Origin of the sequence: Lysobacter sp. GCM10012299, from assembly GCF_042649405.1 — a bacterium.
GTDB lineage: Bacteria > Pseudomonadota > Gammaproteobacteria > Xanthomonadales > Xanthomonadaceae > Lysobacter_J.
Genome location: NZ_JBHRZC010000002.1, coordinates 209012 through 225114, shown reverse-complemented (window position 1 = coordinate 225114; position 16103 = coordinate 209012). Strand labels below are relative to the sequence as shown.

3 protein-coding genes are annotated in these 16103 nt (G+C 67.6%); 2 read left to right on the top strand and 1 reads right to left on the bottom strand.

Going from position 1 to position 16103, the window contains the following annotated elements:
- The first annotated feature begins 163 nt into the window (after positions 1-163).
- Entirely contained in the window at positions 164-12685 is a 12522-nt protein-coding gene (locus ACFOPO_RS05320) for an SdrD B-like domain-containing protein (protein ID WP_386701657.1), read from the top strand.
- Positions 12686-12693: 8 nt separating this feature from the next.
- The gene (locus tag ACFOPO_RS05315) at positions 12694-13695 is read left to right on the top strand and encodes an OmpA family protein (protein ID WP_386701655.1); all 1002 of its coding nucleotides are present in this window, start codon (positions 12694-12696) and stop codon (positions 13693-13695) included.
- A 6-nt stretch (positions 13696-13701) separates the two neighbouring features.
- Here the strand turns inward: ACFOPO_RS05315 and ACFOPO_RS05310 are convergent, their stop codons facing one another.
- Positions 13702-16086, bottom strand: coding sequence for a winged helix-turn-helix domain-containing protein (locus tag ACFOPO_RS05310; protein ID WP_386701653.1), 2385 nt, complete (start codon positions 16084-16086; stop codon positions 13702-13704).
- Positions 16087-16103: the final 17 nt, after the last annotated feature.

Genomic DNA, 16103 nt, shown 5'->3' with positions numbered 1-16103 from the left:
ATGGCGAGCACTCGCATCGCTCCGAAGTTCAGAAGTTCAGGGAAGCACCTGCGACAGAGGGGATTGCATGGCTCGATCGGAGCGAAGCGGTTCGCAATGGAATGGCCAATCCCTCTTCGGAATAGCCGTTCGCCTTGCGCGTTCGTTCGCACTGACTGCGCTGTTGTGCGCTGCAAGTCTTCCGGCATTCGCCATCGATCTCCAGATCTCCGACCTCTCCGACACAGGCTCGGATCCGACGCCTGCCGGCGGCGTGGTTACGTACAGCATCACCGTCGAGAACACCGACGCGACAACGGCTGATGGCACTTTCGTACTGTTCGACCTGCCACCTGGCACCAGCGCGGCGAGCCTGCCGCCCTTCTGTTCGGCCAACGCTGTCGTGCCCACGCGCATCGAGTGCAACCTGGGAAGCGTGCAGGGCATATTGGCCGGAGGGCAGCCCGTCACCTTCCAGATCCAGGTGAACACGGCGGGGCTGCCTCCCGGACTGATCACCATCGACGCCGCCGTCGGACAGGCGCCCGTTCCGGACCCCACCATTCCGTTATCGGCGTTGCCCGACACGGACCCGTTCTTCGCCGGGGATCAAAACGCCACCAACAATCGTGATTCGCAAAGCACGACGCTGATCGACTCGGCCGACCTGGTGATGGCGAAGTCCGCCTCGCCGAACCCGGCCGTGGCCGGCGGCTTCGTCACGTTCACCATCGCCGTCACCAACAACGGTCCCAGCGATGCCACCAACTTCAGCGTCACCGACTCGCTGCCGACCGGACTGAATTTCGTCGCGGGCAGCACCAGTGGTGCAGGCTGGACGTTCAGCGGCCCCAACGGAACCTTCCCCGGCACACTGCCGGCGGGCCAGACCGCCACCTACACGTTCCAGGCGCAGGTCACTTCCACCAGCGGCACCCTGGTCAACAGCGCCACCGTCACCGCGAACGGCACTCCTGATCCGAACACGGCGAACAACACGGGTGAAGTCTCCGTCGGCATCGGCGCTGGCGCCGACATGGAGATCAACAAGAGCGTGAGCCCGGCGCCGGCGACGGCGGGGCAGACGGTCACGTTCACGATCATCGTCGAGAACAACGGCCCCGGCGACGCGGAGAACGTCAGCTTCACCGATCCGATGCCGCCGGGCTTCACCGTCACCGGTGGTAACGAGCCGGCCGGCTGGACGTGCACGACCGGCCCGCTCGGCGGGCAACGCACGTGCACGCATAACGGGCCGTACCCGGCCGGTTCCAGCGACACCTTCACCATCACCGCCACCGTGCCTGCGAGCGGCCCGGGCAGCAGTGGCGACCAGACCAATACCGCCACCGTGACCTCGTCGACGGCGGATCCCGAGCCGAACGACAACAGCAGCAGCGTCACCTTCACGGTGCTGACGCCAGGCGCCGACCTCGCCCTGACCAAGGACAAGCAGCCGGCGCTGGTGAACGTGTGGGACGGCACCGAGCCGGACCTCGACAGCCAGATGACGACCACCATCAACGTCACCAACCTCGGGCCGGATACGGTCACGGGGCAGTTGCAGGTGGTGGATGTGCTGGCACCGGGCGAACAGTTCCTTGGCGCAGGACCGACACCGCCGTGGACCTGCACCGTCGCACCGCCGATCTACATCGGGCCCGGCACGCCGCAGACAGTCACCTGCACGCTCGATGCGTCAGCGTTGCCACTCGCTTCGGGAGCGAGCGCGCCGCCGCTCACCATCACCACGCGCGCACGCGAAGCCGGCACGCTGACCAACAACGCCTGCACCGGCGGTTCCGGTGGCTCGCTGGAGCCGATCACCAGCGGCGGCGCCAATGTCGATGGCAATCCGGGTAACGATTGCTCCGGCGACGGCAGCGGCAGCACCACGCAGTCGGCCGACCTGAGCATCACCAAGCAGACCAACGGACCGGGCACGGCCGACAACACGCTGCCGGTCACGTACACCAGCTTCACGTACACCATCACCGTGACCAACGCCGGCCCGAATTCCACGCCGGGCGTGGTCGTCAACGACCCGATCCCCGGATTCATCAGCGGGCGCAGCACGGCGAGCGTGGTCGCACCCCCGGCGTGGACGTGCAGCGTCGACGGTGGCGGCAGCGTGGTGTGCCGGTCCGGCGCGACGCAGTTGGCCCCTGGTGCAAGCGCAACCGCCACGGTTACCGTGAACGGACCCCTCGATGACAGCGCCACGCGCCCGGCAGGAACCTGCGGTGCCGTCGCGATGCCCGCCGGGTCGTGGTGCAACACCGCAGGCGTTGCCGTCGACCCTGCCGTTCCGGGTGCGATCGGCGAGGTGGACGACAGCAACAACAGCGCATCGGACTTCGTCCGCATTCCGCGCGTGGCCAACGTCCAGGCCACGGCCAAGACGCTCACCACCGGCACGACGGGCCAGATCGGCGTTCCCAGCGAATCGCGCATCGACTACCGCAACGAAGGTCCTTCGCTGGCGCCGGCGGTGGTGTTCCGCGATGTCATCGCACTGCCGCCGAACGACTCCGGCTTCGTGTTGAACTCCGCGGTCCGCGACGGCAGTGGCACCACCTCCTGCACCGCGGTCGCCGGTGCCAATGTCACATCGGTGGCGGCCCCTGGCGGCACGCGCTTCCATACCGAAGGGTCGGCGGCAGGCACGATCACCATCACCTGCGCGCCGCTGGACATGGCGAGCGGCCAGACCAACAGCCTGACCGTGAGGCTGACGCCGATCTTCAACCTCACCGGCAATCCGGCCCGCGCCTTCCCCGACACCGGCTCGTTCTTCTTCGACAGGAACGGCGACGGCGTCGCGGACCCGAGCGGCGGTACCGATGCGGCCGGCGACTTCGAATTCAACACCACTGCCACGGTGGCCGACGACGAGAAGGCGGCAGCGCTCACGTTCAGTTCCGGCCAGGTCGACCTGATCACCAACAAGGTCGATATCGGCTTCACCGGCGGCGTCGACCCGATGGGCTACGACCCTACCGACACGTCGCAGAACTTCGTCTCGTATGCGATCACGGTGCGCAACAACGGCGGCCCGTCGGCGGCCACCGGCGTGCGCATCCGCGACACCATCTCGCCGCAGGCCGGGGCCACGGTCCGCTATGCCGGCGCGTCGGACACCGCGGGCGGGCCGTTCGATCCGAACCGGTGCCTGATCGAGGCCGGCAGCAATCCCGTCACCGGCCCGGCCACCATGACGCTGGTGTGCATACCGGCGGGCGCTGGCTTCCCGGGCAGCGACCAGCCCGGCGTGATCAACGTGAACGCCGAGAGCACGCTGTACCTCAGCTTCGAGTACCTGACGCCGCCGGCCGCCACCGGCGACACCCTGACCGACCAGGCCACGGCCAGCGCCAACGAGACCGACACGCAGCCCGGCAACGACACCGAGGACGAGAACACCAGCATCCGCACGCGCGTGGACATGGCGGTGTCGAAGACGACGGTCACGCAGACGCCTGACCTGAATCCGACGGTCGCCCTGCCGCCGACGGTGGATCCGGTGACGGTGCGCGAACCGTTCTTCTATGTCATCGAAGCGGTGAACAACGGGCCGGGTTCCAGCCTGAGCCTGGACCGCAGTGGCACCAACCCGCTGAACGGCCCGGGCACGCGCATCGTCGACACCCTGCCAGCAGGCGTCCTCGTCACCGGCACGATCCAGTGGCAGAAAGTCGGGCCTGCAGTTGGCGCGGGCGACGTGCCCAACGGCACCGGCACCTGCACGCTCAGCGGCAGCACCGTCACCTGCGATCTGGGCGACGTCACCTTCGCCCCCGGCAACGGCGGCCGCGTGCGCATCATCGTGCCGGCGCGCTGGGATACGGTGCCGGCCGGCGGCACCAGCAGCAACACGGCGACGGTTTCCACCCAGCAGGTCGACAACACCACCGGCAATGACACGGTGACGGTGCCATTGGGTGTCATCGCCTCGACGATCAGCGGCACCGTGTTCGAAGACCGCGATCGCACCGGCGCCAACGGCGGCGTGCCGCAGGATGCGAGCGCCGAGCCGCGGATTCCGGGGGTGGCGCTGGCGCTGGCCGGCACCGACGTCTACGGCAACGCCATCAGCCTGACCACGACGACGGATGCCAGCGGCAACTTCACCTTCGGCGAGCTCTCGCCGTCCGACGCCAGCGGCTACACGATCACGCAGACGCAGCCGACCGGTTTCGTGAACGGGCCAGTCGATCCGCCGGCGACGGGTGCGGATGCGCCGTCGCTGGGCGGCACCTACGTCCGCGGTACGCCGAACTCGAGTTTCGCGACCATCCCCGTCGGTCGCCAGGATGCGGGTGTCCGCTACAACTTCCCCGAGCTGATCAACGCGACGCTGTCCGGTTTCGTCTATTCAGACGTCGACTTCAGCAATACGCGCACGGCGGGCACCGATCCGGCCATCGCCGGCGCCACGGTCGAGCTGCTGGACGCCACTTCCAGCGCAGTGCTCCAGACCACGACCACCGACGCCAATGGCGCCTACACCTTCGCCAACCTCGATCCGCTCGTCGTCTATACGCTGCGCGAGCCGCTGCCGGCCGGCAACTTCAACAACGCGCCGCTGGCAGTCAACCCGGGCCTGGTCAGCGGTGCGCCGTGTGCCACTGGTTGCGTGCGCGGCACGGCAGTCGGCGGTGATCCGCTGACCACCGACCGCATCTCCACCATCGACCTGGCGGTCGGCAACGGCCAGGGCACCGAGTTCAACTTCGGCGAGAACCCGCAGGACACCGCGATCAGTGGCCGCGTCTGGCTCGACCTGAACAACAATGGCGTGATCGACACTGGTGAAGCCGGCATTGCCGGCATCGGCATCCGCCTGGCCGGCACCACCAACAACGGCGTGCCGGTGCTGCGCGACACCACCACCGACGCCGACGGTAATTACGCCTTCACCACGATCGTGCCGGGCACCTACACGGTGACCGAACTGACGCAGCCGCCCGGCACGTTTAACGGCATCACCGTCGTCGGCAGCCTGGGCGGCACCGCGACCGATCTGGCGACCACGCCGTCGGCGATCAGCGGCATCGTCACCACGGCGGCAGTCGCCGGCACCGGCTACAACTTCGGCGAGATCCAACCGGCCTCGATTGCCGGATCCGTCTTCTACGACTTCAACAACGACGGCCTGATCGACGGCGGCGAAGTCGGCATCGCCGGCGTGACCGTCACACTCACCGGCACCACCGATACCGGCGCGGCGGTCAACACCAGCGCCACCACCGATGGCAACGGCGCCTTCACCTTCGCCGAGCTGCGCCCAGGCAGCTACACCGTCACCGAGCCGACGCAACCGCCCGGCACGACCAATGGCATCACCACCGCCGGCGCGATCAACGGTACGCCGGCCGGCACCGCGACGCCTGTGACGACCACGCCGTCGGCGATTGTCAACATCGCGCTGAGCGCGGGCAATGCGTCCATCAACAACCTGTTCGGCGAGATTGCCGACGGTGCGATCGCCGGCCGCGTCTGGCTCGACAGTGACAACAACGGCGCGATCGACGCCGGCGAGAACGGCATCGGCGGCGTGCAGATCGACCTTGCCGGCGTCGTCACTGGCGGTGGCGCGGTGACGCGCTCGCTCACCAGCAATCCCGATGGCACCTGGGAATTCACCAGCCTGCCGCCGGGCACCTACGTCGTCACCGAGCCCACGCAGCCGACCGGCACGCTGAGCGGGACCACGGTTGCCGGCACTGGCGGCGGCACCGCCACTGCGGCGTCGACGACGCCTTCGCGCGTGGTCGGCATCACGCTGGCCGTGAGCCAGCAGGTCGACGGTTATCTGTTCGGCGAGATTCCGCCCGGCACGATCACTGGCCGCGTGTACATCGACGGCAACCGCAATGGCGTGCAGGACGGCATCGAGGTCGGCATCCCCAACGTGACGATCACCTTGGCCGGCATCGACGACCTGGGCCAGACGGTCAATGCCTCCACCACCACCGGTCCGCTTGGCGGTTTCGTGTTCGAGGGCCTGCGCCCAGGCCTGTACAACCTGACCGAGCCGACCCAACCGCCGGCAACCACCGACGGCCTGACCGACCGCGGCAACATCAACGGCGTGCGCAGCGGTACGCCGAGTGTGCAGGGCGATATTCCGTCACGGGTGGTCGGCATCCCGCTGCCGGCGGGCCAGTCCCACATCGACAACCTGTTCGGCGAGTTCCCGTCGGGCGTCCTGTCCGGACGGGTCTGGCTGGATACGGACAATGACGGCGTGATCGATGCCGGCGAAACCGGCATCGCCAATGTGACGATCCACTTGACCGGCGTGGCGGCGGGAACGGGCACTCCGGTCGATCTGACCGAGACCACGGATGCGGATGGCCGGTATCGCTTCGAGGGCCTGCCCGCCGGCGTCTTCCAGTTGACCGAGCCCGACCAGCCACCGGGCACCGTCAACGGCATCACCGTGCCGGGCAGTTCCGGCGGCAACGCGACGGCACCCAACACCGTCCCCTCGCAGATCAGCACGATCACCCTGGCGCTGAATGCGGAAGCCACCGACTACAACTTCGGCGAAGCCCCGGGCGCCTCGATCGCCGGCAAGGTCTACGTCGACGAGAACCTCAACGGTGCGTTCGATGCGGGTGAGGCGGGCATACCGAACGTGGTCGTCACGCTCACTGGCAACGACGACCTCGGCCAGACCGTCAACGCGCCGCTGCCGGCGCTGGCGATGGCGCTGGTGGTCAACGGCTCGACCGTGACCGATGCCAACGGCGATTACATTTTCGACACGCTGCGTCCGGGCACCTACACCGTGACCGAACCCGACCAGCCGCCGCTGACCACCGACGGCGTGACCACGCCAGGTGCGGTCAATGGCGTTCCCGACGGCACGGCGACGCCGCGCGGCACGCTGCCGTCGGCGATCAGCGCGATCACGCTGACGCCGGGCGCGGCCGCGATCGGCGCCAACTTCGGCGAGATCGCCGACTCGCCCGACCTCAAGGTCAGCAAGACCGCCGCGCCGGCGCAATTCACCGTCAACAACATCGGCACCTACAGCATCCGCGTGCGCAACACCGGGCCGAAGCCGACGGCCGGCAACTACGTGGTCGAAGACCGCCTGCCGCCGGGCCTGACACTGGCGGCGACACCGACCGGCAACGGCTGGGCCTGCACCGGCGCCGTCGGCGAGACGCAACTGAGCTGCACCAGCAGCACCGTGATCGCGCGCGACCAGGTCAACCCCGATGCAATCACCGTGCAGGCGCGTGTCGCCGAATCCGCGATCGCCAGTTCGCCGGTGATCAACGCCGTGCTGGTCGAAGGCGGTGGCGAAGACCAGGCGCATGTTCCGTCGCCTGCCGAGCGTGCGGCCTTCAGCGGCGATGTCACCGCACTGCCGGCCTGCGATCCGGCGATCACCCAGAACGCGTGCCGCATCGCCACGCCCATCCAGCTCGCGTCGGCGATCTCCGGCACGGTCTGGTTCGACGCCGGCAACGACGACACGCACCTGGATGGCGGCGACCGTCGCCTCGATGGCTGGCGCGTGGAGCTGGTCGACCCGGCCACCAATGCCGTCATCGCCGACGCCGTCACCGCAGCCGACGGCACCTACCGCATCCGCTACCTCATTCCGGGCGTGCGCCACTACGTGCGCTTCCGCCATCCGACCTCCGGCGTGCTGTGGGGCTTCCCGGTGACCGGTGAAACCGCGGGCGGCCCACCGGCGCCGTGCAACGCCGATGGTGCGATTGCAGGCGGCACTGCCAGCACCTGCCGCGTCACCGACCAGAACATCAGCCAGCTCGAAGTCGTGCTTCAGTCGGGTGCCGAGCTGCCGCAGCAGAGCCTGCCGGTCGATCCGGGCGGCGTGGTCTACGACGTCGTCAGCCGCGATCCGGTACCCGGTTCCGTCGTCACGCTGGCGCCGACCGGCGTGTGCGCCGGCTTCGAACCGACCACCTCGATCCTCAATGGTGGCGCCGGCGGCTACAGCATCGATGGCAACAACATATCGATGACGGTCGACGCGGCCGGCTTTTATCAGTTCCTGTTCGCGCCGTCGGCACCGGCGCGCTGCGACTACACGCTGCGGGTGACGCCGCCGGGCGGCTTCACGTTCCCGTCGGCGGTGATCCCGGCGCAGGCCAATGCCCTGAACCCGCCGGGCGCGGTCGGCACCACCTTCGAAGTGCAGCCGCAGGCGACCGCGCCGAGCGCGCCGATCGGCCCGGGCACCGCCTATTACCTGTCGCTGGTGGCGGGCTCGGCCACGGCCAGCATCGTCCACAACCACATCCCGCTGGATCCGTCGTCGGCGCCGGGGCTGGTGATCAGCAAGACCGGCGACCGCCAGATCGTCGAGGTCGGCGACACGCTGATGTACACCATCACGATCCGCCAGACCGCCGGCGCGCCGATGAACACGGTCAACGTCATCGACAACCTGCCGCCGGGCTTCATGTACATCGATGGCACCGCGCGCGCCGACGGCAATGCGATTCCCGACCCGGCGGGCAAGCCGGGACCGCGCCTGGTGTTCACCACCGGGCCGATCTCGGTCGGCGAGCAGATCCTCCTGACCTACCGCGTGCGGATTGGTGTGGGCTCGATGCAGGGCGACGGCATCAACCGTGCGCAGGCCTACGGTTGCTCGATCACCGGTGGCTGCGTCGATCCGAACTCGCTGCAGCCGTTGCCGGGCGTGGTGCCGTCGAACCAGGCGCAATACCGCGTGCGGATCACCGGCGGCGTGTTCACCGACGAAGGCTGCGTGCTCGGCAAGATCTACGTCGACACCAACAACAACCAGATGCAGGACCACGAAGAGCTCGGCATCCCGGGCGTGCGGATGTACTTCGAGGACGGCACCTGGATGGTCAGCGACTCCGAGGGCAAGTACAGCTACTGCGGCCTGCCACCGAAGAGCCACACGCTGAAGGTCGACGAGAGCACCCTGCCGGTCGGCTCGCGCCTGGTCGCCAGCAGCAACCGCAACCTCGGCGACGCCGACAGCCTCTTCATCGACCTCAAGAATGGCGAACTGCACCGCGCCGACTTCATCGAAGGCAGCGGCTCCAACGCCGTGCTCGAGCAGGTCAAGGCACGTCGCGCGCAGGGTGAAGTGGGCGCACCGGAAAGCGAAGTCGGCCAAGCGCCGCTGAGCTTCCAGACCCAACCGCTGCGCGCGCCGGCGCAGGCGACCATGTCTGCCAACCAGGCGCCGGCGATCGTTGCGCCGCGCGGGGCGCGGGAAGGACAGGACGCTGCGGCGCCTGCGACCCCGACCACGCCGATCCTATCGACGACACCTGCGGCTACACCGCCAGCGGTTGATTCGAGCCTGCCCACGCCGCAGTCGACAACACCACAACCGCAGTCGGATACGCCGCCAGAACCGCTGTCGGCCAACGCTGAGCGGACGCCGGTCGAAGCCGCCGCCAACAGCGAAGTGCCGCGCTTCGTCCCGGCCCTGGGCGACCCGGCACCGCTATACCCGCAATCGCCGGCGACCACCGACGCGGCGCCGCAGGCCGTGCCCGTGCAGTCCGGCCAGGTCGACTACAGCGCCAACTCGTCCGTCGCCACCGTCGCCGTCGATGTCGACCGTGACGGTGTGCCGGCAGACGGTCAGTCGGCGGTGCATGTAGTGGTGCAACTGCTCGGCGAAGACGGCCTGCCGCTCGCCGGCAAGGCCTTCGCCACCATCGAGTACAGCGGTGGGCGAGTGAAACTGCCGGGTGCGCGCACCGACGAACTGGGTCCGGACCGCCTCGATGCCGACCGCTTCACGCCGGGCATCCAGCTGCCGGTCGAGAACGGCCGCGCCGAGTTCGATCTGCTCGCACCGGACGTGCCGCAGGACGTGATCCTGCGCATCACCTCCGGTGGCCAGGTCGCCGAGAACACGCTGGCGTTCCTGCCGGAGATGCGCGAGATGATCGCCACGGGCCTGATCGAAGGCATCATCAACTTCCGCGACCGCAGCCCGATTGATCCGGTGCGCCGCGACGACGGCTTCGATCGCGACATCCGCCGCTGGGAGAAGGAGTTCAACGACGGCAAGGCGAACGCTGCAGCGCGCGCCGCGTTCTTCGTCAAGGGCCGGATCAAGGGCGAGTACCTGCTGACCGCCGCCTACGACTCCGACAAGGACGTGCGTGGCCGCCTGCTGCGCGACATCCAGCCCGAGGAGTTCTATCCGGTGTACGGCGACTCCTCGCTGCGCGGCTTCGACGCGCAGTCGGCCGAGCGTTTGTACGTGCGCATCGACAAGAACCGCAGCTACCTGATGTACGGCGACTTCCAGAGCGGCGAGACCATCGCCACGCAGACCGGCGTCGGCAGCCGCGGCCAGGTCCGCATGCGCAGCCTGGGCACCTACAACCGAACCGCCACGGGCCTCGGCTGGCACTTCGAGAGCAAGAAAGTCAGCGGGAATGTCTTTGCCTTCGAGGACTCGCTGCGCCAGGTGATCGACGAGTTCCCGAGCCAGGGCAGCGGCCCGTACGGGCTGAGCAACAACGCCGTGCTCGAAGGCAGCGACCGCGTCGAGGTGATCGTGCGCGACCGCAACCAGCCCTCGCGGATCATTTCGGTGCGGCCGCTGGCACGCCTGGTCGACTACAGCTTCGAGCCGTTCTCCGGGCGGATCCTGCTCAACACCTTCCTGCCGGCGTTCGACAGCGAACTCAACCCGGTCTCGCTGCGGGTGACCTACGAGCTCGACCAGGGCACCGAGAAGTTCTGGGTCTACGGCACCGATGTGCAGTGGCGCATCACCAACAAGTTCGAGATCGGCGGATCGTACGTGCAGGACGAGAACCCGTTCGCCGAGTTCAAGATGGCCAGCGCCAACCTGGGTTACCGCTTCGGCAAGAACACCTGGATTGTGCTGGAGGCCGCGCGTACGCAGAGCGAGGTCAACACCAACCCGATCAACCAGTACGCCACGCCCGCCCTGAGTGGCCTGAGCGGTGAGGTCGAGGGCGATGCCTACCGCTTCGAATTCGGCCACGACGGCAAGAACTTCGACATGAGTGTGTTCGGTGCCCGCACCGATCCGGAGTTCAACAACGCCGCCTCGCCGCTGTACGGCGGTCGTGGCGAATACAGCCTGGAGATGGAATACAGGATCGGCCAGCGTTTCGAGCTGTATGTCGAAGCCCTCCGCAGCGAGGACCGCAACCCGCAGGGCGGCGAGCGCGACGCAGCCGGTGCCGGCATCCGCATCGACGCGACCAAGCGGCTGACGCTCGACTTCGGCGTGCGCACGATCGACGAGACCATCGGCATCACCTCGCCGTGGTCGATCTCGCCACCGTTCGGCTCCACCGGTGGACTCAGCGGCGGCTTCGCCTCGGGGGCCGGCGGCGGCGCGCTCGGCTTTGGCCAGCAGCCGCTCGACCCGGCTACCGGCCTGCCTGTGATCCGCAGCAGCGGCACGGTGCCCACCTCGGATCTGCCGATTGGCACCGAGCTGTCGTCCGACACGGTCCATGCCGGCGTCGGCTACGTCATCAACGACAAGTTCGTGGTCGGCGGCGAGTACGAGCAGGACTTCAACGGCGAGGACCGCAACCGCGTCGCCCTCGGCGTCGACTACCGGCTGCGCGAGCGCAACCGCCTGTACGGCCGATACGAGCGGCAGACCGGCCTGACCAGCGCCTACGGCATCACCACCGCAGACCGTGAGGGCGACGCGCTGGTCTTCGGCATCGACAGCACCTACGTCAAGGACACGCAGGTGTTCAGCGAGTACCGCATGCGCGACGCCATCAGCGGTCGCGACATCCAGATGGCTTCGGGCATCCGCAATTCCTGGGACGTCAAGGATGGCCTGCGCCTGACCACCGACGCCGAACACGTGCGCGTCTACGACGGCGACACCGGCGATGCGACCGCGCTGGCATTCGGCCTGGACTACAGCGCCAACCCGTTGTGGCGCGGCGCGGCGCGGATCGAGTACCGCGTCTCCGGCGATGTCGATTCCACGCCCAACATCGACGAACAGTTCGACACCACCCTGCTGCAGCTGCTGTACGCGCGCAAGATCAACCGTGACTGGACCCTGCTGGCGCGCAACTACACGCTGGCCACCAACTACGAAGCGCGCGGCGACGTCCTGCAGGATCGCTTCCAGCTCGGCCTGGCCTACCGCGATACCGACCGCAACCGCATCAACGCCCTGGCGCGGTACGAGTACAAGCTCGAGGAAGACGAGAGCGGCATCGTCAACGGCAACTTCACCGGGGGCGACATCGGCCAGGATGTGCGCACCCGTGCCCACATCTTTTCCACGCACGCCGACTGGCATCCGCTGCGGCCGTGGTGGCTGACCGGGCGAGTCGCGGCCAAGTGGCAGGAAGACCGCTTCTCCTTCAACGATGGCACCCGCGTCGACAGCCGCTTCCGTGGCGTGCTGGTGTCGGGCCGCGTGGTCTACGACGTCACCGAGAAGTGGGACATCGGCGTGCTCGCATCGAGCTTCTTCGGCGACAACGACGCCAACCAGTACGCCTACGGCGTCGAGGTCGGCCGCCTGCTCAAGGACAACCTGTGGCTGTCGGCTGGCTACAACTTCGTCGGCTTCGTAGGCGACCCCGACCTGACCGGCTACGAGTACACCGATGAAGGCGCATTCATCCGCCTGCGCTTCAAGTTCGACGAAGACCTGTTTCTGAGAGACGACGACCGCTACCGCAAGCCGGAGCAGTGAGGACGGACATGACCATTGCATCGACGCCACTGTTGATCGGCTTGCTGCTGGCACTCGCGCAGGCGCCTGCCATCGCGCAGGAATCGGATACGCAGCTGACCCCGACCAAGGCCCGGATCACCGACGAATCGATCTACCGCGACAACTCGCTGTACCAGACCACGCAGGACCGCATCCAGGCACTGAACGACGGCGGTCGCCCCGTGCGCGATTACCACCTGTCGAAGGCGCAGTGCTGGCTGGATGTTTCGTTCCACGAGTACAGCCGCAATGATCGCAGCGATTTCCCGCAGGAGGCACTCAGCGAGTCCACGAAGCTGATCACGGCGATGGAACAGGGCGTAACGCCGTTGCCGAACGAGACGCCGGCGGTGAACAACGCTACCCGCCTGCGCGAGGACCTGTGGAAGCGCTTCGGCGCCATCTACGGAACGCCTGGCTACGAGTGCGCGCAGCAGGCGATGGCCTGTGGCGAAGTCGAGCTGGTGCACGCCGGCAACGAGTTCAACCAGCAGGGCTGGCGCCACGCCAAGCCGTACGTGCAGATGGCCGAGGACTACGTCAACGACGCCGAGGCACTGGCCCGCAACTGCACGCCGGTGCCGCAGAACATGGAGCTGACAGCGAACCTACTGTTCGACTTCGACCGCGATTCGATGCAGCGGGTGCACCCCGATTCGATGCGCGCCGTCACCGAAGCGCTGGCGCGCGTGAAGGACGAGAAGCTGAAGGTCACCGCCGTGCGTCTGACCGGCCACGCCGATCGCATCCAGGGCCCGAACCGCCAGTACAACGAGGACCTGTCCAGGCGCCGCGCGATGTCCGTGCGCGACTACCTGGTCGCGCAGGGCATCCCGGCGGAAGTCATCAGCTACGAATGGCGCGGCGACAGCGAACCGGTGCAGTCATGCGAAGGCGTGCCCGCCAAGTCGCTACACGAATGCCTGCTGCCCAACCGCAGGGTAGAAGTGAAGTTCGAGGTGCAGCGCGCAAGCAACCCCGGTGAATGACCTGCATTAAAGCAGCGGCTCGGTATCCAGCGAACGCTGCCCGCTCAGGGCCTCGGCCTGAAGGCGTGCACGCTCGGCGACGGCGGTGTTGTTACCGTGTCGATACAAGTGCCACGCGAACCACGCCACCCGATAGTCGACTGATACATAGGCATCGAGCTCACCCAGCACAGCACTGGCGGCTTGGGGTTTTCCATTCTCCAGCAGCAACAGGCCCCGCAATACACCGGCTCTCACGCGGTCATTGGGGGAACCCTCTCGATTGGCCAGTTCCGTAGCCCTGGCAGCGGCAGCCAGCGCGGACACTGGGCTGCCAAACCTTCGCTCAATGATGCCTTTGGCGAGGGGCGCCCCCCAGGTCTGGTTGCGCTGGGTCTCGAAGATTCCCGAATCGATCAGTGAGCTCCATGCTTCGGCGTCGGCCGTGCTACCGGCAGCCTGCGCGGCCACCAGCACCGTTTCCAGGTCGGTTTCGGAAGACGACGAGCGAGCCCGCGACGCGATGCGCGCGGCCTCACCGCGGTCACCGCGCGACAGCGCGATCTCCATGGCCAGGCCAGCCAGAACGCCGTCGGTGTCTTCGGCATTGGCGGCCAGCATCGTGCGCAGGACGGCTTCGGCCGCATCGATCTTGCCGTTGCTCAAGAGAGCGCTCGCATGCAACGTGTCGATCCTGCGGACCAGGTTCGGATCTTCGATGGTTTTGGCCAGGGCGGCGGCCTCTTCGATCGTCTGGAGGGCCTGCGCCGACTGCACCATCCGTAATTGCGCGCCGGTCTTTGCCGCCAGGGTGGCGCCCAGGTAGTCGTGGACCTGGAAGCGCCGGAAGACTTCGTCGGATCGATCGAACTCCTGCACGGCCTGCGGCAAGTGGCCTCGGATGGATTCGATCTGGCCGATGTTGGAGCCCACCATCGCTGCGGAAACAAGATCGCCGTTCTGTTGCATCGCGATCCGTGCCATGCCCAGGTCGGCGATTGCCCCGTCAACATCGTTTGCCTGGATGCGGGCCACCCCGCGGCCGTTGTAGGCATTGCCGACCAGGGTCGGATCATCGATATCGTTGCCGACCGCCTGAAGCGCCGCCAACGCATCGGTGTAACGTCGCTGCGCATCGGCGAACCGGTTCTGCCGCAAGTCCACAGCGCCCAGGCCCATCAATCCCTTGGCACGCGTGGCTGCGGACTGTCCGGCGACGGCAAGCGCTCCCTCAAACAGCCTCTGGGCCCGTTCGATGTTCCCGGCGCGGTACTCCAGTTGTCCCTCGCGCACCTGCATCCGTGCATCGCTGCGCTGCATGGCGGGTGCCTTTGCGATCTGCTCGCGCGCGGCCTGCAGTTGGCCGGCATCGAGCTCGGCGTCAATTCTCTGCAGCCGTTCGGTGATCGCACTGGGCGCGGCGAGCGACGGCGAACGACCGATACGGCGCAGCCAGGCATCCGTGGCCACGGCCATGGCGCGCAGTGGCGTATCGCCCTGAGCCTCAACCTGCACGTCCGACTGCCTGCTGACCGCAAGCAAGCGCACGCGCCAGCGGCCGCGCTCCTGCAGCGCCTGCGGTACCAGCATCCAGCGCGCGCCACTCTGCTCCAGCAAACGCTTCATCGTGGCTTCGTCTGGTTCCCGTTGACCCGTCTGGTCCGGGCGCGCCATCAGCGACGAACTCAAATGCAATGTCTGCTCGCTGGGAGCCACCTTGAGCGCGCCCGCGCGAAGACGTCCGGCGGCGTATTCCATGGCTCCGAGTCGAACCCAGGTGAATTCCGGATCGGCGGGCTCGACAGTGACTGGCAGGACGATTACCAGATCGTTGTCGAACTTGCCTTTGGTCGCCACGTCGGTCCGGTCATGCAAAGTCCACCAGGCCGCAGCGGCGAGCGCGACGACGACCACCAGCGCCACGCCGGCCCACTTCCATTTGTGCGCAGGCACCGCGCTACCGGATGCAGGCGCAGCCGGTGCCGTCGACAGCTGCGGTGGAGTGGGGGTCGCCGGAGGTGCCGGTGGCTGAAGCGGATCCTGGGCAGGGAGTACGAACGTTTCGGGTATGACCACGTCGGCCGGCAGTGCTTCCACAACCTCAACGGGCGCCACCCAGCGATAGCCGAAACCCGAAACCGTCCGCACCATCGCCTGGCGATCGCCGGCGTCGTCCAGCGCCTTGCGCGCGCGACGCATGGTCTGCGCGATGACCGTGTCGCTGACCTCTGTGCGACCCCAGACGGCGGAGATCAGTTCATCGCGCCCGACGGCCCGCTCGCGATTGGCGACGAGGTAGGCCAGGCATTCGAGGGATTTGAGCGGCAGGGGAATACGCTCGTCGCCACGCCACAACTCGCGCGATCCGGGGTCGAGTTCGAACTCGCCAAACCTGTACCGCGTGAGGCGCATGCGCCCGGCCTGCCCTG

Excerpts from the sequence above, each read along its gene's own strand:
- ACFOPO_RS05315 (WP_386701655.1), top strand. The coding sequence starts at position 12,694 with ATGACCATTGCATCGACGCCACTGTTGATCGGCTTGCTGCTGGCACTC.
- ACFOPO_RS05310 (WP_386701653.1), bottom strand. The coding sequence starts at position 16,086 with ATGCGCCTCACGCGGTACAGGTTTGGCGAGTTCGAACTCGACCCCGGA.